This window comes from Streptomyces sp. CA-142005 (assembly GCF_050942335.1).
GTDB lineage: Bacteria > Actinomycetota > Actinomycetes > Streptomycetales > Streptomycetaceae > Streptomyces.
The window spans coordinates 5,103,652-5,123,902 of the sequence record NZ_CP192078.1 but is presented as its reverse complement, the minus strand read 5'-3'; the positions used below and the strand labels follow the sequence as shown (position 1 = coordinate 5,123,902).

Genomic DNA, 20,251 nt, shown 5'->3' with positions numbered 1-20,251 from the left:
TTCGCGCGGTTCTTCACGCGCAGGAACCGAAGACGGTCCGAGCCACGAGGGGGGAGGCTCGGACCGTCGTGCGTCCTCGGCCGGACGGCCGCGCAGTCACTCGGCCGACTCGTCCAGGGCCCGCAGCACGTCGGCGATCAGGTCCTCGGGGTCCTCGGCCCCGACGGACATACGGATGAAGCCCTCCGGTACCGCGTCCCCGCCCCAGCGGCGGCGGCGCTCGGCCGTGGAACGCACCCCGCCGAAGCTCGTGGCGTCCTCCACCAGGCGCAGGGCTGTGAGGAAGCGCTCGGCACGCGCGCGTGTGGGCAGCGTGAAGGAGACCACGCAGCCGTAGCGGCGCATCTGCTGCGCGGCGGTCTTGTGCGCGGGGTCGTCGGGCAGTCCGGGATAGCGCAGGCCGGACACCTCGGGCCGCTGCTTCAGCGCCTCGGCGACCGCGAGGGCGGTGGCGTTCTGCCGGTCCACGCGCAGCTGGAGCGTGGCGATGGACCGGTGCGCGAGCCAGGCCTCCATGGGCCCGGAGATCGCCCCGACGATCTTGCGCCAGCGCCGTACGGCGGCCATCGCCTCGGCGTCGCGGCCGGCGACATAGCCCAGCAGCACGTCACCATGGCCGGTGAGCTGCTTGGTGCCGCTGGCCACGGAGAAGTCGGCGCCCAGCTCCAGCGGGCGCTGCCCGAGCGGGGTGGCGAGGGTGTTGTCGACGGCCACCAGGGCGCCCTGGGCGTGGGCGGCCGCGACCAGCCGCCGGATGTCGCACACGTCGAGCCCCGGGTTCGACGGGGACTCGATCCACAGCAGCCGGGCGCCGTCGAGAACCTCCAGCTGGGCATCGCCGCCGGTGGGGGCGGTGCGCACCTCGACGCCGTACGCCTCCAGCTGCGCGCGGACCAGCGGCAGCACCTGATAGCCGTCGGAGGGCAGCACGACCGCGTCCCCGGCGCGCAGCTGGGAGAAGAGCACGGAGGAGATCGCCGCCATGCCGGAGGCGAAGACCAGCGTCTCGACGTCGTCCCGCCCGGGCGCCTCCAGCTCGCCGACGGCCCGCTCCAGCAGCGTCCAGGTCGGGTTCTCGTCACGGCCGTAGAGATACGGCCCCGTCGCCTCGCCGGGCAGGTGGAAATGCGCCGCGAACACCGGTCCGGGCAGGGTCGGCTCGTGCTTGACCGGTTCGGGCAGTCCGGCGCGTACCGCGCGCGTGCCGTCGCCGGTACGTGCCTGGTCCTCGGGGGTGTCGCTCATGCCGCCCGTCCTTCCAGCCGCTCGCGTACGGCGGCGAGCAGACCCACGCTCGCCGCCTCCACCATCCCGAGGCACTCCTCGAAGCCGTCCCGGTGTCCGTAGTACGGATCCGGCACGTCGAGGTCGTCGCCGGCGGCGGGATCGTACGAGCGCAGCAGGCGGACCTTGCGCGCGTCCTCCTCGGTCGGCGCGAGGCGGCGCAGGGCCTTGAGATGGCCGGAGTCGAGGGCGATCACCAGGTCGAGACGGGAGAACCACGACGGCTGGAACCGGCGCGCGACATGATCGCTGTCGTAGGCGTGCTCCTCGAGGACCGCGATGGTCCGCGGGTCGGCGGGCTCGCCCTCGTGCCAGCCGCCGGTGCCGGCGCTGTCGACCACCACCCTGTCCTCGAGTCCGGCCTCCGCCACACGCGCGCGGAAGACGGACTCGGCCATCGGGGAGCGGCAGATGTTGCCGGTGCACACGAAGCAGACGCGGTAGGTCATCGTGGGCTCAGTCCTCGTCGGGCAGGACGACGTGCAGCGCCCACGAGACGACGGAGACGATCAGACCGCCGACGACGGCCGTCCAGAAGCCCTCCACGTGGAAGCTCAGGTCGAGCTTGCCGCAGACCCAGGAGGTCAGCAGCAGCATCAGCGCGTTCACCACCAGGGTGATCAGGCCCAGGGTCAGGATGAACAGCGGGAAGGTGAGCACCTTCACTATCGGCTTGACCAGCCAGTTCACCAGGCCGAAGATCAGCGCGACGACGATCAGCGTGCCGGCCTTCTTGGCCGTGCTGTCACCCGTCAGAGTGATCTTGTCCAACAGCCACACGGCGACCGCCAGGGCGCCCGCGTTGGCGATCGTCTTGACTACGAAATTCTTCATGTGTCTGATCGTGGCAGACCGGATCGGAACTGAGCAGAGGCGAGGGCGACAGCGGCGATGAAGGCATTCCGGCTGGACGAACTGGAGGCGGAGCGCGCCGCCAACGAGGGGGCCTACCTTCAGTTCCTGCGGGAGCGGAACATGTCCGTCGGCCTGTACGCCCTCAACGCGGGCGAGCACGACCCGCAGACGCCGCACAACCAGGACGAGGTGTACTTCGTCGTCAGCGGCCGGGCCTCCATCACGGTGGGACTGGAGACCACCGAGGTGGCGCGCGGCAGCGTGGTGTACGTGCCGGCCGGGGTCGCCCACAAGTTCCACCACATCAGCGAGGACCTGAGGGTTCTCGTCGTCTTCTCTCCCCCCGAGGCGTGAGCCCGGACCCCGGGATTCCCTAGGGGACGGGTCAGGGGCGGACAAGGGACGCGAGGCCCCCGCGGGACCCCTCGTCGGCCCTAGCATCGAGTGCAGGACATCGACGCCGTACGTGACAAGCGCGTACGAGCACTCAGACGTACGAGAACGCAAAGGACGAGGGCGATGCGAGAGATCTTCGCGGGACTGCCGTGGTGGGTGAAGTGGGTCGCGGTGCCGGTCATCGCCCTGGTCGTGTTCGGCGGCCTGATAGCGACGGTGGTCGGGTTCGTGATCGGTCTGCTGTTCAAGGCGCTGGTCTTCGTCGCCCTGGTCGGCGGTCTCATCTACATCGTGCGCAAGTTCATGTCGAACTCCTCGTCGCGCGGCGACTGGTGACGGACCCGGGGACTGGTGACCGGCAACGGGATCACCGGTTCCCGGCAAGGCGATACCCGGTTTCCCTCGGGCGAGGGAAGTTTCCCGTGAGGCCGTCTGTGTGCGGCGGTGGACGATTAGAGTCCACAACCACCGCGGGGTCCGGCCCCGCGGGCGGCGCAGACCCCCTCCGTGCTCTCCCCGCACGGGCTGCCCCTCGCGCTCCGGAGTGACCCTTGGCCACGGTTGACACCGCACCGGCGGAACCGCACGCACCCACCATCCCACCGCGCTCCTGCGCACCCCCCAGTCAGCGGCCGCCCGCCATCGCGGTCCCCGGACAACCAAATCCCACCGACGCCGCCGGGCCACCGCCCCCCGTCGACGCCCCCGGCCCGCCGGTCGGGGCGACGCTCATCGGATCCGTCCAGCGCGCCATGCGCCTGCTGGAGTCCATCGCCACCCATGTGTACGGCGCGCCCGCCAAACAACTCGCCCGCGAAACCGGCCTCGCCCTCCCGACGACGTACCACCTGCTGCGCACCCTGGTGCACGAGGGCTATCTACGGCGCGAGAAGGGGCTGTTCTTCCTCGGTGAGGCGGCCGAACGGCTGGGCAGCAGCGGAGCCCAGCAGAAACGTCGCACCGCGGTGGCGGACACGCTTGCGCACTGGCGTGATTCCATCGGTGTGCCCGTGTATTACGCGATGTACCGGGACGGTGAGATCGACGTCATGTGCGTCTCCGACTCGCCCGAGGCGCCGGCGGTCGAGGAGTGGGCCGACTTCCGCGAGACCGGCCACGCGCACGCCATCGGGCAGTGTCTTCTCTCCCAGCTGGACGAGGACGCCCGCCGCGACCATCTCGCGCGCTACCCCGTGCAGTCCCTCACCCCGTACACGGTGCGCGACAACGACGCCCTGTTGCGGCGGCTGGCCCGGCTGCCGCGCATGGAACCGGTGGTGGAGCGTCAGGAGTACGCGCTCGGGACGGTCTGCGCGGCGGTCCCGATCACGGTCGGCACCACCGTGGCCACCATGGCCATGTCGCTTCCCGCGCACCAGGCCGACCGGCTGCTGCCCGCGGCGCGTCGGCTGCAGACGGAGATCGGGAGGCATCTGGGAACGCTCACCTTCTCTATCAGTATCTGAAAACTTACTCCTTGTGATCTCCTGTGTACGTTCAGCAAGATTTGACCACGGTTAGAGGGATCAATCCCGGCCAGTCGATGTCCATACGACGGGGTAGACGATGCGCGAGTCCGTACAGGCAGAGGTCATCATGAGCTTTCTCGTGTCGGAGGAGCTCTCCTTCCGCATCCCGGTGGAGTTGCGCTACGAGACCTGTGATCCCTATGCCGTCCGGCTCACCTTCCATCTGCCCGGCGACGCGCCCGTGACCTGGGCGTTCGGTCGTGAGCTGTTGATCGACGGCGTCGGCCGGCCGTGCGGGGAAGGGGATGTGCACATCGCTCCCGCCGACTCCGAGCTGCTGGGCGAGGTGCTGATCAGGCTTCAGGTCGGCGGTGACCAGGCCCTGTTCCGTTCCTCCGCGCCGCCGCTCGTGGCTTTCCTGGACCGCACGGACAAGCTTGTGCCGCTCGGTCAGGAGGGCGCGCTGGCCGACTTCGACGCCCATCTGGAAGAGGCCCTGGACCGCATCCTGGCCGAGGAACAGAGCGCCGGCTGAAGCGTTACGGCACGGGGCGCCGGGCGCTCCGCCGTGCCGCGTGGGATTGTGCAGGAACGCTTCTGCACGGGGAGTAGAGACTCGGTCGAGCTCACCGGGTCTCGCACCGGCCACGGCGGGCTCGCTGCATCCTGGGCCGGTTCCCGGCGGGCCTGCTGCTTGCTTGAGTCGGCCTCGGGCGGACCCACTGCCGCTCGTGTCGGCCCGGGGCTGCCCTACCGCTTCCGGCGGCGCCCGCGGCCACCGCGTGCCGGGACGGGCCGTGTCGCGGCCGGTGCCGCGGTGTCCGGGCCGGGACGGTCGGCCGAGACCACCAGGGCGGCGAGCGCCGTGGTGACCGGGACGGAGGCGACCAGACCGATCGAGCCCACCAGCGTGCGCACGATCTCCTCGGCCACCAGCTCGCTGTTGGCCACGGTCCCGACGCCGCTCTGCGCGATCGAGAACAGCAGCAGCAACGGCAGCGCGGCGCCGGCGTAGGCGAGGACGAGGGTGTTGACCACGGAGGCGATGTGGTCGCGGCCGATGCGGATGCCCGCGCGGTACAGCCCGCGCCAGCCCATCGTCGGATTGGCCTCGTGCAGCTCCCAGACCGCCGACGTCTGCGTCACGGTGACGTCGTCCAGGACGCCGAGCGAGCCGATGATGACGCCGGCCAGCAGCAGACCGCTCATGTCGATCGACGGGTACAGGCCGTGGATCAGGCCGGTGCTGTCGTCCGTGTTGCCGGTGAGGGCGGCCCAGCCGATGAACTGCGAGCCGAGGACGCCGATCAGCAGCAGCGAGACCAGTGTGCCGAGCACCGCCACCGAGGTGCGGGCCGACAGGCCGTGGCACATGTACAGGGCGAGCAGCATGATGGCACTCGATCCGACCACCGCCACGAGCAGTGGATTCGAACCCTGGAGGATCGCGGGCAGGATGAACAGGGTCAGCACCAGGAAACTGACCGCCAGTGCGACGAGCGCCATCACGCCGCGCAGCCTGCCGACCACCACGACCGCGAGCGCGAAGATCCCCGCGAGCAGCGCCATGGGGAACTTCCGGTTCACGTCGGTCACCGAGTACTGCAGGTCCTTCGGCGCCGAGGGCTCGTAGGCGACCACCACCTTCTCACCCTGGCTGAGCTGCCGGCTCTGGTCCGGCTGCACGACCTCGATGAACGTACGGCCCCTGTCCTTGCCGGTGTCGACCCGGACGGTCGCCTTCTTGCAGCTTCCCTTCGCCCCCTGATCCGCCGAGGTGCCCGCGGCGGTGGCGCTGCCGCCGGTCGGGGCGCCACCGGAGGCGTTCACCGACGTGCAGCTCACCTCGACGACCCTGGTGACCGTGGCCTGCTGGGTCTCCCGGTCGAAGCCGACGCCGCTGCGCTTGTGGGGCGGGGCTCCCCCGGGCCAGAGCACGACCAGGCCGACGACGACCGCCGCGGTGAACGGGACCAGGACCGCGGCGATGACCTTGCGCAGGTGCCGGGAGACGGGCGCGGCGGGCCCATGGCTGTGGCTGTGGCCGTGGCTGCCGCCATGACCGTGTCCGTGCCCATCGTCGTGGCCATGGTCCTGCTCCGGGCCGTGCCTGCGGCTGTGTCCGTCTGACTGCCCGTGACCATGACCGCGGCCGTCGTCTCGGCCGCCCTCCCACTCGGAGGCGTGGCCGTCGTCGCCCTGCCCCGAGCTCGGTCGGTGGCGCGGCTCGGGAGGCCGATAGGGGTACTGCTGCATTCCGGTCACCGCCCGATCATCGCAACTACGGCAGGGGCCCACTGTTCACCGCGCCACTTATGACGCTAGCGTGGAGGCACCTTTGCACACGCGGGAGCTCGGAGCACCGGGCTGAGAGGGCGCTGACCTCCGTAGGCGCGATGTTTCACGTGGAACAGGCGATGTTCCGCGTGGGTGTCGACAGACGGAAACCGCTGCGTCGACCGCCGAACCTGTTACCGGGTAATGCCGGCGTAGGGAGTAGGTCTCATGACCAACAAGGACGCACGCACGCCTGCCTCCGCTCAAGACGAGAAGTCCCAGGAGGCCGGGAAGTCCATCGGCTGGCACAAGGCGTACATCGAGGGTTCGCGCCCCGACCTGCGCGTGCCGGTCCGTCAGGTGCATCTCACCAACGGGCAGTCGGTCACGCTGTACGACACGTCGGGCCCGTACACCGATCCGCTCGTCGACACCGATGTCCGCAGGGGCCTGCCGCCGTTGCGGGAGAACTGGATCATCGCCCGCGGCGACACCGAGGAGTACGCGGGCCGTCCCGTCCGTCCCGAGGACGACGGGATCAAGCACACCTCGCCGCGTGGCGGACTGCGCAACCTGGACGCGGTCTTCCCCGGACGGCCGCGCCAGCCGCGCCGGGGCCGGGCCGGCGAGGCGGTCACACAGCTCGCATACGCCCGCCGGGGCGAGATCACCCCGGAGATGGAGTACGTGGCCATCCGGGAGAACGTGTCTGCCGAGGTCGTCCGCGAGGAGATCGCGGCCGGCCGGGCGGTGCTGCCGGCCAACGTCAACCACCCGGAGATCGAACCGATGATCATCGGCAAGCGGTTCCTGGTGAAGGTCAACGCCAACATCGGCAACTCGGCGGTCACCTCCTCCATCGAGGAGGAGGTGGAGAAGATGACCTGGGCGACCCGCTGGGGTGCCGACACGGTCATGGACCTCTCCACCGGCCGCAACATCCACACCACCCGCGAGTGGGTGCTGCGCAACTCCCCCGTCCCCATCGGCACGGTGCCGCTCTACCAGGCCCTGGAGAAGGTCGACGGCAAGGCCGAGGAGCTGACCTGGGAGATCTACAAGGACACGGTCATCGAGCAGGCCGAGCAGGGCGTGGACTACATGACCGTCCACGCGGGTGTCCGGCTGCCGTACGTGCCGCTCACCGCCAACCGGAAGACGGGAATCGTCTCGCGCGGCGGCTCGATCATGGCCGCGTGGTGCCTGGCGCACCACAAGGAGTCGTTCCTGTACGAGAACTTCGAGGAGCTCTGCGAGATCCTCGCCGCCTACGACGTCACGTACTCGCTGGGCGACGGCCTCCGGCCCGGTTCGATCGCGGACGCCAACGACGAGGCGCAGTTCGCGGAGTTGAGGACGCTCGGGGAACTCAACCGGATCGCCAGGCGTTTCAACGTACAGACGATGATCGAGGGCCCGGGACACGTCCCGATGCACAAGATCAAGGAGAACATCGACCTTCAGCAGGAGATCTGCGATGAGGCTCCGTTCTATACGCTCGGCCCGCTGACCACGGACATCGCGCCGGCGTACGACCACATCACCTCCGGCATCGGCGCCGCGATGATCGCCTGGTGGGGCACGGCGATGCTCTGCTACGTCACGCCCAAGGAGCACCTGGGCCTGCCCAATCGTGACGACGTCAAGACCGGCGTCATCACCTACAAGATCGCCGCGCACGCGGCCGACCTCGCCAAGGGGCACCCGGGCGCCCAGGAGTGGGACGACGCACTGTCCGACGCCCGCTTCGAGTTCCGGTGGGAGGACCAGTTCAACCTCGCTCTGGATCCGGACACGGCACGGGAGTTCCACGACGAGACCCTTCCGGCGGAGCCGGCCAAGACGGCCCACTTCTGCTCGATGTGCGGGCCGAAGTTCTGCTCCATGAAGATCTCCCAGGACATCCGCCGTCAGCACGGCGGCAGCCAGGAGGAGATCGAGGAGGGAATGGCTCAGAAGTCGAGGGAGTTCGCGGCGGCGGGTAACCGGGTGTACCTGCCGATCGCGGACTGAGGGCCGGACGCAAGCGTCCGCGTTTCCGAGCCGCCGCAAGGCGTCACGCGAAGCGCGGACCCGGCCGGCGCCGGTCAGGGCACCGGGACGGCGGCACCCCGGTGGGCCGCCCGGTCGGTCCCACGTCGGTCGGGAGCGCGGGCCGTGTCCGGGCTGCCGGTGGGGCTACTCGGGCTGGTGTTCCGGGCCGCCGAAGTCCGGGCTCGTGTAGTCCGGGCTGGTGAAGCTCGGCCGGCCGGACTGGGAGCCGTCGTCGGGGCTGCTGAATCCGGGGCGGTCGTACCCCAGACGGGGCATGCGGCCGCGCGGGGCGGGTGGGGTCGTGTGGTGCAGGGGAGCCGCTGGTCGGGGCTCGGCGAGTGCCTCCCTGAGGAACGGCAGGATGCCGCGCTCCAGGAGGGCGGCCCGCCAGGCCTCTCTGGCGCTGTCCAGTTCCCGGTGCGCCGCGTCCAGCGCCCGGGCCTGTGGCGAGTTGCCGTTGCGCAGGGCGGTGAGGAGCAGTCCGACCGCGGCCAGGAGGATCGTGGCCGCGGTCACCGCGCCGAACACCCACCCGGCGGTGAGCATGGTCTGGGCGAAGGCCTGTCCGGGGCTGAGCGTCCGCAGGATGTATCCGACGAGCAGGAAGATCGCCGCGGCGGTTCCGGAGAGGACGGGAGCCAGTACGGCGATGACCGCGACGGCACCCGCGCCGGTGCTCTCGGCGGCCTCACCGAGACTGCTGACGAGCCCTGGGATGGCCGAACTCTGGTCCGTGGGGGCGGACTCACCGGAGGCCGAGGGAGTCATCGCCGGCTGACGCAGTTCCTGGCGGATCTTCACATAGTGCTGGTATTCGGCCGCCGCGGCGGCCGTTATCAGTGCGGTGGCGTTGAGCGCCATGGTGCGCAGTTGTTCGGGATTGAGCCGCTGTCCGACAGCGGCCAGTTCCGGTCGCTGTGGTGCGGAGCGCAGCGCCTCATCGAGGAGCCGCTCGAATTCCTGGCGGTCCTCGCTCTGCAGGTGCTGCGGAACGCTGTTCATGTGCATCCCCCGATGCTCCGTAGGGCTTGTGGCTCGCACGCCGGCGAGCCGTCGGGCAGAAACGGAGGGGAGCCTGCTACGGATAAGCCGATGGTAGAGCCGTCACGGCACACGGTGACAGGGGGTTGCCGGAAATTGCCCATCGGCCTGCGGGCACTCCGCCGGAGGCGCCCGCTCGCGGAACGGTCAGTTGGCGAGGGGGAGTTGCCGGACGAGTAGCTTTCCGGCCATGGTCACCCCGCCGTCCATCGCGATGGCGAGCCCGTCGGCGTACACGTGCGGGCCCTCCACGACGGGACCGGTGCCCTCCTCGCCGTCCTCGGAGCCCACCTCGCCGAGGAGATAGGGGATCGGGCTGTGACCGTGAACGATGCGGGTGCCGCCGTACGTATCGAGGAGCGAGCGCACGGCGTCGGCGCCGCCCTCGTCGCGGAAGGAGAAGCGCTTGGTGAACTTGCGGAACAGATCCCAGCACTCGTCCGCGTCGTTGCGGGTGAGGGTCTCGCGGACGGTGTCGTTGACCGCCTCGATGGAGTCGCCGTAGTCGAGGTAGGCGGTGGTGTCAGAGTGCACGAGCAGATAGCCGTCGACCTCCTCGACGGCGTCGAGGCGGGCCATCCACTGCAGATGGTGGTCCTGGAGGCGGTCCATGTCGGTCTTCTGGCCGCCGTTGAGCAGCCAGGCCGCCTGGAAGGTGGCCGTGCCCGCGCCGGAGTTGACGGGGGTGTCGCCGAACCGCTTGGCGCCGAGCAGCAGCAGCTCGTGGTTGCCCATCAGGGCCTTGCAGTAGCCGCCGGCCGCCGCGGCCTCGGCGGACAGCCGCATCACGAGGTCGATGACGCCGATGCCGTCCGGTCCGCGGTCGGTGAAGTCGCCGAGGAACCACAGCCGGGTGGTGCCGGCGCACCACTGGCCGGAGGCGTCGATCAGCCCCTGCGCCTGCAGTGCGGCCATCAGTTCATCGAGGTACCCGTGGACGTCTCCGACGACGAACAGCGGTCCGGGCCCGGTCGCGGGCTGCGGGGCCGGGGTCGCGGGTGCCGGCTCGACGGGGACCTGGACCGTCTCCGTGCGGTTGATGACCGGGAGGTCGCGCTGGGTGGGTGTGTAGTCGTCGGGGTACGCCGGGTCGGCGGGCGGTGCGGTGTCGCCCGGGTGGGCGGTGTGGACGTACGCAGGTACCCGGAAGTCGCGCAGCGTCGCCGTCCGCTCCACTTCGGGTCCCTGACCGGCCCCCTGAGTCATCAGACCCCTCCACCATCGCGCCGCCTCTGCACCCCTTCGGACTGCCTGGTCGCAGCGGTCCGCGGTGTCGTGGGCCCATCATAGGAATGCGCGTCGCGCCGTGTGATGACCCAGGGGTGGTGAATCGGAACAAGACGCCAGTTCACCGCGGCTTTCGCCCCGTTTGGTCAGGTGTTCGGCCGACTCTGCACCGGCCGAACACCACGCCCGCCGGCCACCGGCCCGCCGAGCCCCCTCTCTCGGCAGGTGGGTGCACGGGGTGAGCACCCCGCTTTCCGGCGCTATCTGCCGTCCGGCGACCGTGGGGGGCTGACCGTCGTGCGAGGCGGACGCCGCTGCGAGGAGGTGCGCACGATCAGCTCGGTCGGTATCACCTGCTCGACCGGCTGGTCCGACTCCACGCCCTCGATGGCGTCGATGAGGAGCTGGACCACCGCGGTGCCGATGCGGCGGGGCTTCAGGGAGAGCGTGGTGATGGGCGGCTCGGTGCTGGCGTACACCATGGACTCGCTGCAGCACACGAGCAGCAGGTCGTCGGGGACGCGGAGCCCGTAGCGCCGGGCGGCGGCGAGCAGGTCGGTGCCGTTGGGGTCGAACAGGCCGTAGACCGCGTCGGGCCGGTCGGGGCGGGCGAGCAGCCGGTCGGCGGCCACGGCGCCCGCGCACGGGTCGTGCGCCGGGTAGGCCTCGTAGACCGGGTCCTGGCCGACCCGCTCGCACCAGCGCAGGTAGGCGGTGGTGGACAGGTGGGTGTACGTGTCCGTCGTCGTTCCGGTGAGCAGGCCGATGCGGCGGGCGCCGGCGGCGGCGAGGTGGTCGAGGATGCCGAGGACGGCCGCCTCGTGGTCGTTGTCGACCCAGGCGGTGACCGGCAGCGAGCCGGCCGGGCGGCCGTCCGAGACGACGGGCAGTCCCTGCCGGACGAGCTCGCTGACCACCGGGTCCTGATCGGAGGGGTCGATGACCACCGTGCCGTCCAGGGCGACGTTGGACCACACGTCGTGGCGGGAGGTCGCGGGCAGGATCACGAGGGCGTAGCCGCGGGCGAGCGCGGCCGAGGTGGCGGCCCGTGCCATCTCGGCGAAGTACGCGAACTCCGTGAAGGTGAAAGGTTCATCCCCGTACGTCGTCACGGTCAGACCGATCAGACCCGACTTGCCGGTACGGAGCGTGCGGGCGGCGGCGGAGGGACGGTATCCCAGCCGGTCCGCGACCTCACGGACATGGCGCCGGGTGGCATCCGGGAGCCTGCCCTTGCCGTTGAGAGCGTCGGAGACGGTCGTGATGGAGACTCCGGCGGCGGCGGCCACGTCTCTGATGCCCGCCCGGCCCGGCCGGCTGCCTCGACGTGAGGTTTCCGCGCGGCTCACCTGGTGCTTCCCTGCTGCTGTCATGGCGAGCCGATAGTAGGGCTCATGCGGTGGGGTAGTGCGGACGCATATGCACGCGTTGACAGGCACGTTTCTGCATGGTCATACGGCGTTAACTGCCTTGGAAATACAGGAAGTTGAACGATCCTGCGCCAGGACGTGGCGTAGTGGCGCGTATGGACCTGCCAAGTGCCGGATGTCTCGAAGAGGTCTCAACTCACCTGCACGGGTGATGCGCGCTACGGCGCGAGCCACCGGCGCGTAGATATATGTACGGCGCGCCCCTGAAACGTACGCCTTCGTACGGTGATGCCCTGGGATGGCGCCGGGGTGGACCTGGTCCTCGTTTTGCGGGGCCGCCACCTGTACGCACCGGGGCCGAATCCTCATAAGGTGAGGAGTATTGGAAGCCGGCGGCGTCGACGGTCCGCCGGTGGTCGCGAGGAGGACTGCGGTGAGCGAGACGAGCCCCAAGCTGCGCGCCGAGCTGGAGGGTATCCCCACCTACAAGCCGGGCAAGCCCGCCGCGGCCGGCGGGCCGGTCGCCTACAAGCTGTCCTCCAACGAGAACCCGTACCCACCGCTGCCCGGCGTGATGGAGAGCGTGACGGCGGCCGCCTGCGACTTCAACCGCTACCCGGACATGGCGTGCACCGGGCTGATGGCCGAGCTGTCGGAGCGCTTCGGCGTCCCGGTCTCCCACCTGGCGACCGGCACCGGCTCGGTGGGTGTCGCCCAGCAGCTCATCCAGGCCACCAGCGGTCCCGGTGACGAGGTGATCTACGCCTGGCGGTCCTTCGAGGCGTATCCGATCATCACGCAGATCAGTGGGGCCCGGTCGGTGCAGGTGCCGCTCACGCCCGGCGATGTGCACGACCTGGACGCGATGGCGGACGCGATCACCGACCGGACACGTCTGATCTTCGTCTGCAACCCCAACAACCCGACGGGCACGGTGGTGCGGCGGGCCGAGCTGGAGCGGTTCCTCGACCGGGTGCCCGGCGACGTCCTGGTCGTGCTGGACGAGGCCTATCGCGAGTTCATCCGCGACCCGGAGGTGCCCGACGGCGTCGAGCTGTACCGGAACCGGCCCAACGTCTGCGTTCTGCGCACGTTCTCCAAGGCCTACGGGCTCGCGGGGCTGCGCGTCGGTTTCGCGATCGCCCATGAGCCGGTCGCGGCGGCCCTGCGCAAGACGGCGGTGCCCTTCGGTGTCAGCCAGCTCGCACAGGAAGCGGCGATCGCCTCGCTTCGGGCCGAGGACGAGCTGCTCGGACGGGTCGGCTCGCTGGTGTGTGAGCGCACGCGCGTGGTCGACGCGCTGCGCGCCCAGGGCTGGACGGTGCCGGAGACGCAGGCGAACTTCGTCTGGCTGCGGCTGGGGGAGAGCACGGTCGCGTTCGCTCAGGCCTGTGAGCAGCACGGCGTGGTGATCCGGCCGTTCCCGGGCGAGGGTGTGCGGGTGACGGTCGGCGAGACCGAGGCGAACGACATCTTCCTGAAGGTGGCGGAGGCGTTCCGCAAGGAGCTGTAGCCCGGCGCGGGCTCTACTCGTCGATCAGTTCCACACGTTCCACACGGATGGGGTCGCCGTTCCGTACGGTCGCCAGAATGCGGGCATCCCCGTCCAGGCTTCCAAGAACGTTGCACGGGCTCGCGAGGCGGCATTCGCCGCCTCGCGAGATCGGTGTTGGGCCGTAGGGGAGGGCGAGCGCGTCGCCGTCCGTCCAGAAGGCCACCGTGCCCGGCTCCACGACCTGCCGGGCATCCGTTTCACGTGAAACAGCGATACCTGTGTCGAAATAGATCTCTTCGCCCCATGTGCAGGCACTGGAGGTGAGAGGCAGCGCCTTGGCGAGGGCCTGCGTGGTCGGGGTGTCTGCGTCGAGGGTCGCGGTGATGTTTCCCGCGGGCCAGGAGATGCGTATCTGCATGGCGCGCAATTCAACAAGATGTTGAAGTCGCTGCCAAGGTCTTGACGTTGCGGCAGGAGGGCCACCCCGCCCTACCGGACCGAAAATCGGTACGTCATAATGGCTTGTGAATGTGAACGCGTTCACAAGCGCGTCCCGTTTGCCTCGTATGTACGTGACAGACGGGGCGTATCGCCGCTGTACCACGGCGTAGTAAGGAGAGTGACGACGTGGACCTGGCTCTGGCGCCGGAGACACTGGCGCGCTGGCAGTTCGGCATCACCACCGTCTACCACTTCCTGTTCGTCCCGCTGACGATCTCCCTGGCCGCCCTCACGGCCGGGCTGCAGACGGCCTGGGTGCGCACGGAGAAGGAGAAGTACCTCAGGGCGACGAAGTTCTGGGGCAAGCTCTTCCTGATCAACATCGCGATGGGTGTGGTCACAGGCATCGTGCAGGAGTTCCAGTTCGGCATGAACTGGTCGGACTACTCCCGCTTCGTCGGTGACATCTTCGGCGCCCCGCTCGCCTTCGAGGCACTGATCGCGTTCTTCTTCGAGTCCACCTTCATCGGCCTGTGGATCTTCGGCTGGGACAAGCTGCCCAAGAAGATCCACCTGGCCTGCATCTGGATGGTCTCGATCGGCACGATCCTGTCGGCGTACTTCATCCTCGCGGCCAACTCCTGGATGCAGCATCCGGTCGGCTACAAGATCGACAAGGCGAAGGGCCGTGCCGAACTGACCGACTTCTGGGCCGTGCTCACCCAGAACACCGCCCTCAGCCAGGCCTTCCACACCCTGTCCGCGGCCTTCCTGACCGGCGGCGCATTCATGGTGGGCATCGCCGCCTACCACCTGGCCCGCAGGAAGCACATCCGCGAGATGAAGACCTCGCTGCGGCTCGGCCTGGTCACCGTGGTCATCGCCGGTCTGCTCACCGCGGTCAGCGGCGACACCCTCGGCAAGGTCATGTTCAAGCAGCAGCCGATGAAGATGGCGGCCGCCGAGGCGCTGTGGGACGGCCAGAAGCCGGCACCGTTCTCGATCTTCGCCTACGGCGACGTGGAGAAGGGCCACAACACCGTCGCGATCGAGATCCCGGGCCTGCTGTCCTTCCTCGCCGACGACTCCTTCACCTCGTACGTCCCCGGCATCAACGACGTCAACAAGGCCGAGCAGCAGAAGTTCGGCCCGGGCGACTACCGGCCCAACATCCCGGTCGCCTTCTGGGGCTTCCGCTGGATGATCGGCTTCGGTATGGCCTCCTTCGGCATCGGCCTGGCCGGACTGTGGCTGACCCGCAAGAAGTTCATGCTGCCGCAGCATCTGCGGGTCGGCGAGGACGAGGTGCCGCATCTGGTGCTGTTCAAGAACAAGGCGCTCAGCCCCAAGCTCACGCCCTGGTACTGGCGCATCGCGACCTGGACCCTGGCCTTCCCGCTGATCGCCAACTCCTGGGGCTGGATCTTCACCGAGATGGGCCGCCAGCCGTGGGCCGTCTACGGCGTCCTGCAGACCCGGCACGCGGTCTCCCCCGGTGTCTCCCAGGCCGAGGTCCTCACCTCGATGATCGTCTTCACCTCGCTCTACGCGATCCTCGCCGTGGTCGAGGTCAAGCTGCTCGCTAAGTACGTCAAGGCAGGCCCGCCCGAGCTGACCGAGGCCGACCTCAACCCGCCCACGAAGATCGGCGGCGAGACCCGTGACGCCGACAAGCCGATGGCCTTCTCGTACTAGGCCAGGGGGACAGTCATGCAACTTCACGACGTCTGGTTCGTCCTGATCGCCGTCCTGTGGACCGGCTACTTCTTCCTGGAAGGCTTCGACTTCGGGGTCGGGATCCTCACCAAGCTGCTGGCCCGCAACCGACCGGAGCGCCGGGTGCTGATCAACACCATCGGGCCCGTCTGGGACGGCAACGAGGTGTGGCTGCTCACGGCAGGCGGCGCGACCTTCGCCGCGTTCCCCGAGTGGTACGCCACCCTCTTCTCCGGCTTCTACCTGCCACTGCTGGTCATCCTGGTCTGCCTGATCGTCCGGGGCGTCGCCTTCGAGTACCGCGCCAAGCGGCCCGAGGAGAACTGGCAGCGCAACTGGGAGACGGCCATCTTCTGGACCTCGCTGATCCCGGCGTTCCTGTGGGGCGTGGCCTTCGGGAACATCGTGCGGGGTGTGAAGATCGACCAGCACTTCGAGTACGTCGGCAGCGTCGGGGACCTGCTCAACCCCTACGCCCTGCTCGGCGGCCTGGTCACGCTCACCCTGTTCACCTTCCACGGAGCGGTCTTCACCGCGCTCAAGACCGTGGGGGACATCCGGGTGCGGGCGCGGAAGCTGGCACTGTGGGTCGGTCTCGTCACTGCCGTCGTGGCGGTCGGCTTCCTGCTGTGGACGCAGGCCGACAGTGGTGACGGCAAGAGCCTGGTGGCTCTCGTCGTAGCGGTCGCCGCGCTGGTGGGCGCGCTGGCAGCCAACCAGGTCGGGCGTGAGGGATGGGCGTTCGCGCTGTCCGGCGTCACCATTGTCGCCGCCGTGGCGATGCTCTTCCTGTCGCTCTTCCCGAGCGTCATGCCGTCGACGCTCAACGGGGACTGGAGCCTGACGGTCACCAACGCCTCGTCGAGCCCCTACACCTTGAAGATCATGACGTGGCTGGCGGCCATCGCCACGCCTCTCGTCGTGCTCTACCAGGGCTGGACCTACTGGGTCTTCCGCAAGCGGATCGGCACGCAGCACATCGCTCCCGATGCTGCGGCCGGCGCCGCGCACTGAGTCCGTCGAGGGTGTGTTTCACATGAAACACACCCTCTGGGCCGAAGGGCACGTTTCACGTGAAACCAATCGATCCACGTCTGCTGCGCTACGCCCGCGCCACGCGCTTCTTCCTCGTGGCGGTCGTCGGTCTGGGGGCCGTCGGCGCGGGGCTGGTCATCGTCCAGGCGATGCTCATTGCCGAAGTCGTCGTCGGTGCGTTCCAGCACGGGCAGTCCGTCACCGAACTGCGCACGCCCCTCTTGCTGTTGGCCGCCGTGGCCGTGGGTCGGTCGATCGTCGCGTGGCTCACCGAACTCGCCGCCCATCGGGCGAGCGCGGCGGTGAAGTCCGAACTGCGGGGGCGGCTCCTCGACCGGGCGGCGGCGCTCGGTCCCGAGTGGCTGGCCGGGCAGCGCACCGGTTCGCTGGTCACGCTGGCCACGCGCGGGGTCGACGCCCTCGATGACTACTTCTCGCGCTATCTGCCACAGCTAGGGCTCGCGGTGGTCGTTCCGGTCGCGGTGCTGGCGCGGATCGTCACCGAGGACTGGGTGTCGGCGGCGATCATCGTCGGCACCCTGCCGCTCATCCCGCTCTTCATGATGCTGATCGGCTGGGCCACCCAGTCCCGGATGGACCGTCAGTGGCGGCTGCTGTCGCGGTTGTCGGGGCACTTCCTCGACGTGGTCGCCGGACTGCCCACGCTGAAGGTGTTCGGCAGGGCCAAGGCGCAGGCCGAGTCCATCCGCCGGATCACCGGCGAGTACCGGCAGGCCACCCTGCGGACCCTGCGGATCGCCTTCCTCTCCTCCTTCGCGCTGGAGTTGCTCGCCACGCTGTCGGTCGCCCTGGTCGCGGTGACGATCGGCATGCGGCTCGTGCACGGTGACATGGATCTGTACATCGGCCTGGTGATTCTCGTCCTGGCGCCCGAGGCCTACCTTCCGTTGCGGCAGGTCGGTGCGCAGTACCACGCGGCGGCGGAAGGGCTGGCTGCTGCGGAGGAGATCTTCACTGTGCTGCAGACGCCGGTTCCGGCGTCCGGCACGGGCGCGGTGCCGTCTGGCGCTGTGGCCTTCGAGGGGGTCACTGTTCGCTACCCCGGTCGTTCGGTGGACGCCGTGACGGATGTGTCGTTCAGCGTCGAGCCCGGTGAGACGGTGGCGCTGGTGGGGCCGAGCGGGGTGGGCAAGTCGACGCTGCTCAACGTGCTGCTCGGGTTCGTCTCGCCCAGCGAGGGGCGGGTGCAGGTCGGGGGAGCCGACCTGGCCGGACTCGATCTGGAGGCGTGGCGGTCGCGGATCGCGTGGGTGCCGCAACGGCCGCATCTGTATGCCGGGACCATTGCGGAGAACGTGCGGCTGGCTCGGCCCGATGCGGACGACCGTGCCGTACGGCGGGCGCTGCGGGACGCCGGTGCGCTCGAGTTCGTGGACGCGTTGCCCGAGGCGGCGGAGACCGTGCTCGGGGAGGACGGGGCCGGGCTGTCGGCGGGGCAGCGGCAGCGGCTGGCTCTTGCCCGGGCGTTTCTCGCCGACCGGCCCGTGCTGTTGTTGGACGAGCCGACGGCCTCGCTGGACGGGGGCACGGAGGCGGAGATTGTGGCGGCGGTGCGGAAGCTTTCGGTGGGCCGAACGGTGCTGTTGGTGGTGCACCGGCCGGCCCTGCTGGAGGTTGCGGACCGAGTGGTGCGGCTGGAGAGCGCGGAGTTGTCGAGCGTCCCGAGCTGGAGCCGCCTTTCCAGGGGGCTCCGTCCCCTGGACCGGCTGGATGGTGGGTCGGAGCGGGCTCGGCCGGAGCAGGGGGAGATCGGCTCGACGACGGGTCTGCGCGGGCCGTCGGAAAGCGGCCCGGTCGCGGGGGCCTCGGTGCGGTCCCGGCGTGCGCTGGCCCGGGTGCGTGCGCTTGCCGGGCCGCGGCGCGGGCGGCTGGTGTGGGCGTTGGTGCTCGGCAGCCTCGCGCTCGGTAGTGCGGTCGGGCTGATGGCGACCTCGGGGTGGCTCATCTCGCGGGCGTCGCAGCAGCCTCCGGTGCTGTATCTGATGGTGGCCGTGACGGCCACGCGGGCCTTCGGGATCGGGCGGGCCGTGTTCCGGTACGCCGAGCGGCTGGTGTCGCACGACGCCGTGCTGCGGATGCTGGCCGACACCCGGGTCGCCGTGTACCGGCGGCTGGAGCGGCTGGCGCCTGCGGGGCTGCGGAACGCCCGGCGCGGTGATCTGCTCACCCGGCTGATCGCGGACGTCGACGAGCTCCAGGACTACTGGCTGCGCTGGCTGCTGCCCACGTCGGTCGCCCTCGTCGTCTCCGCCGCCTCCGTCGGCTTCACGGCCTGGCTGCTCCCGGAGGCCGGCGCCGCCCTCGCGGCGGGCCTCGTGGCGGCCGGCGTCGGCGTCCCGCTGGTCACCGCGACCGTGGCCCGGCGGACCGAGCGACGGCTGGCCCCGGCCCGGGGCGCCCTGGCCACCCGGGTCACCGATCTGCTCACCGGCACCGCCGAGCTGACGGTCGCCGGCGCGCTGCCCGCCCGTACGGACGCGGCCCGGCGAGCCGACGGCACCCTCACCCGGATCGCCTCACGGGCCGCCGCAGTGACCGCGCTCGGTGACGGGCTCACCGCGCTGGTGTCCGGCCTGACCGTCACGGCGGCCGCGCTGTTCGGTGCCCAGGCGGTGGCAGCGGGCCGGCTCGGCGGTGTGGCGATGGCCGTGGTCGTCCTCACTCCCCTGGCCGCCTTCGAAGGCGTACTGGGACTGCCGCTCGCCGTGCGCCACCGGCAGCGGGTGCGGCAGAGCGCGGAGCGTGTCCATGAGGTGCTGGACGCTCCGGAGCCCGTGCGCGAGCCCGAGCGGCCCCGGCAGGCGCCCGCCTCGCCGTTCCCCGTGGTCGTCAAGGGGCTGGCCGCGCGGTACGAGGGGCAGCGGCAGGACGCGCTGGCCGGCTTCGATCTCACCCTGGAGGAGGGGCGGCGGATCGCGGTGGTCGGGGCGTCCGGCGCCGGCAAGACGACCCTCGCCCAGGTGCTGCTGCGCTTCCTCGACCCGCAGGAGGGCTCGTACACGCTCGCCGGTGTGGACGCGTACGCGCTGGCCGGTGACGACGTACGGCGACTCGTCGGGCTGTGCGCGCAGGACGCGCATCTCTTCGACAGCTCGGTGCGCGAGAACCTGCTGCTGGCCAGGAAGGACGCCACCGAGGCCGATCTGCGCCGGGCGCTGGACCGGGCCCGGCTGCTGGACTGGGTGGACGGGCTGCCCGACGGCCTGGACACGCTGGTCGGCGAGCACGGGGCCCGGCTGTCCGGCGGTCAGCGGCAGCGTTTGGCGCTGGCCCGCGCCCTGCTGGCCGACTTCCCCGTCCTGGTCCTCGACGAGCCCGCCGAGCACCTGGACCTGCCGACGGCCGACGCACTGACCGCGGATCTGCTGGCCGCCACCGAGGGCCGTACGACGCTGCTGATCACGCACCGGCTGGCGGGGCTGGACGCGGTGGACGAGGTGATCGTGCTCGACGCGGGCCGGGCGGTGCAGCGAGGAACCTACGCGGAGCTCCTCGCGGTGGACGGGCCGCTGCGGGCGCTCGCGCGGCGGGAGGCCGAGGCGGAGTCGCTGGTCGGGGTGCGGTGACGGTGACCACGGTTCGCCGCCCCG

General features: G+C 70.1%; 17 protein-coding genes. 9 read left to right on the top strand and 8 right to left on the bottom strand.

The features are described 5' to 3' along the window. Nucleotides 1-96 precede the first annotated feature (96 nt). The 3 genes from ACQPXS_RS24085 to ACQPXS_RS24075 are packed head-to-tail and all read right to left on the bottom strand — an operon-like array spanning nt 97 to nt 2,118. Nucleotides 97-1,245: a cystathionine gamma-lyase gene (locus tag ACQPXS_RS24085; RefSeq protein ID WP_433451339.1), complete on the bottom strand. Its 1,149-nt coding sequence runs from the start codon at nt 1,243-1,245 to the stop codon at nt 97-99. Next, complete coding sequence (locus ACQPXS_RS24080) at nt 1,242-1,733, bottom strand: low molecular weight protein-tyrosine-phosphatase (protein ID WP_433451338.1); 492 nt, start codon at nt 1,731-1,733, stop codon at nt 1,242-1,244. The genes ACQPXS_RS24085 and ACQPXS_RS24080 overlap by 4 nt, the downstream gene beginning before the upstream one ends. A 7-nt stretch (nt 1,734-1,740) precedes the next feature. Next, on the bottom strand, nt 1,741-2,118 hold the full coding sequence (locus ACQPXS_RS24075; RefSeq protein WP_189818452.1) for a phage holin family protein: 378 nt from the start codon (nt 2,116-2,118) through the stop codon (nt 1,741-1,743). Nucleotides 2,119-2,175: 57 nt separating this feature from the next. On the opposite strand from ACQPXS_RS24075, the gene ACQPXS_RS24070 reads away from it, so the two are divergent. From ACQPXS_RS24070 to ACQPXS_RS24055, 4 genes are all read left to right on the top strand, one after another. Then, nucleotides 2,176-2,493, top strand: a complete 318-nt coding sequence (locus ACQPXS_RS24070) for a cupin domain-containing protein (protein ID WP_351802829.1) — start codon at nt 2,176-2,178, stop codon at nt 2,491-2,493. A 165-nt stretch (nt 2,494-2,658) separates the two neighbouring features. Further along, nucleotides 2,659-2,871, top strand: coding sequence for a DUF5326 family protein (locus ACQPXS_RS24065; protein ID WP_351802827.1), 213 nt, complete (start codon nt 2,659-2,661; stop codon nt 2,869-2,871). A gap of 215 nt (nt 2,872-3,086) precedes the next feature. After that, the gene (locus tag ACQPXS_RS24060; RefSeq protein WP_433451337.1) at nt 3,087-4,001 is read left to right on the top strand and encodes an IclR family transcriptional regulator; all 915 of its coding nucleotides are present in this window, start codon (nt 3,087-3,089) and stop codon (nt 3,999-4,001) included. 100 nt (nt 4,002-4,101) lie between these two features. Beyond that, nucleotides 4,102-4,539, top strand: coding sequence for an SsgA family sporulation/cell division regulator (locus ACQPXS_RS24055; RefSeq protein ID WP_351802823.1), 438 nt, complete (start codon nt 4,102-4,104; stop codon nt 4,537-4,539). 215 nt (nt 4,540-4,754) lie between these two features. Here the strand turns inward: ACQPXS_RS24055 and ACQPXS_RS24050 are convergent, their stop codons facing one another. Next, entirely contained in the window at nt 4,755-6,269 is a 1,515-nt protein-coding gene (locus tag ACQPXS_RS24050) for a YibE/F family protein (protein ID WP_433451335.1), read from the bottom strand. 240 nt (nt 6,270-6,509) lie between these two features. On the opposite strand from ACQPXS_RS24050, the gene thiC reads away from it, so the two are divergent. Then, nucleotides 6,510-8,294 carry a phosphomethylpyrimidine synthase ThiC gene (gene thiC, locus ACQPXS_RS24045; protein ID WP_433451334.1) on the top strand — a complete coding sequence of 595 codons (1,785 nt, stop codon included), beginning with the start codon at nt 6,510-6,512 and terminating at the stop codon, nt 8,292-8,294. A 165-nt stretch (nt 8,295-8,459) separates the two neighbouring features. Here the strand turns inward: thiC and ACQPXS_RS24040 are convergent, their stop codons facing one another. From ACQPXS_RS24040 to ACQPXS_RS24030, 3 genes are all read right to left on the bottom strand, one after another. Beyond that, the gene (locus ACQPXS_RS24040) at nt 8,460-9,323 is read right to left on the bottom strand and encodes a hypothetical protein (protein WP_433451332.1); all 864 of its coding nucleotides are present in this window, start codon (nt 9,321-9,323) and stop codon (nt 8,460-8,462) included. A gap of 180 nt (nt 9,324-9,503) precedes the next feature. Beyond that, nucleotides 9,504-10,562, bottom strand: coding sequence for a metallophosphoesterase (locus ACQPXS_RS24035; protein WP_351802815.1), 1,059 nt, complete (start codon nt 10,560-10,562; stop codon nt 9,504-9,506). A gap of 281 nt (nt 10,563-10,843) precedes the next feature. Further along, nucleotides 10,844-11,956: a LacI family DNA-binding transcriptional regulator gene (locus ACQPXS_RS24030; protein ID WP_351802813.1), complete on the bottom strand. Its 1,113-nt coding sequence runs from the start codon at nt 11,954-11,956 to the stop codon at nt 10,844-10,846. Nucleotides 11,957-12,386: 430 nt separating this feature from the next. Here ACQPXS_RS24030 and hisC point away from each other — a divergent pair, with 430 nt between their 5' ends. Then, nucleotides 12,387-13,466 carry a histidinol-phosphate transaminase gene (hisC, locus tag ACQPXS_RS24025; protein WP_433451331.1) on the top strand — a complete coding sequence of 360 codons (1,080 nt, stop codon included), beginning with the start codon at nt 12,387-12,389 and terminating at the stop codon, nt 13,464-13,466. A 13-nt stretch (nt 13,467-13,479) separates the two neighbouring features. Here hisC and ACQPXS_RS24020 read toward each other — a convergent pair whose 3' ends face one another. Then, nucleotides 13,480-13,866: a cyclophilin-like fold protein gene (locus tag ACQPXS_RS24020; RefSeq protein WP_433451330.1), complete on the bottom strand. Its 387-nt coding sequence runs from the start codon at nt 13,864-13,866 to the stop codon at nt 13,480-13,482. Nucleotides 13,867-14,075: 209 nt separating this feature from the next. On the opposite strand from ACQPXS_RS24020, the gene ACQPXS_RS24015 reads away from it, so the two are divergent. From ACQPXS_RS24015 to cydD, 3 genes are read left to right on the top strand one after another with little or no spacing between them, the layout of a single operon-like run. Then, nucleotides 14,076-15,584: a cytochrome ubiquinol oxidase subunit I gene (locus ACQPXS_RS24015; protein WP_433451329.1), complete on the top strand. Its 1,509-nt coding sequence runs from the start codon at nt 14,076-14,078 to the stop codon at nt 15,582-15,584. 15 nt (nt 15,585-15,599) lie between these two features. Continuing rightward, nucleotides 15,600-16,619: a cytochrome d ubiquinol oxidase subunit II gene (gene cydB / locus ACQPXS_RS24010; RefSeq protein WP_433451328.1), complete on the top strand. Its 1,020-nt coding sequence runs from the start codon at nt 15,600-15,602 to the stop codon at nt 16,617-16,619. Nucleotides 16,620-16,678: 59 nt separating this feature from the next. Next, nucleotides 16,679-20,227, top strand: a complete 3,549-nt coding sequence (gene cydD, locus ACQPXS_RS24005) for a thiol reductant ABC exporter subunit CydD (RefSeq protein ID WP_433451327.1) — start codon at nt 16,679-16,681, stop codon at nt 20,225-20,227. Nucleotides 20,228-20,251: the final 24 nt, after the last annotated feature.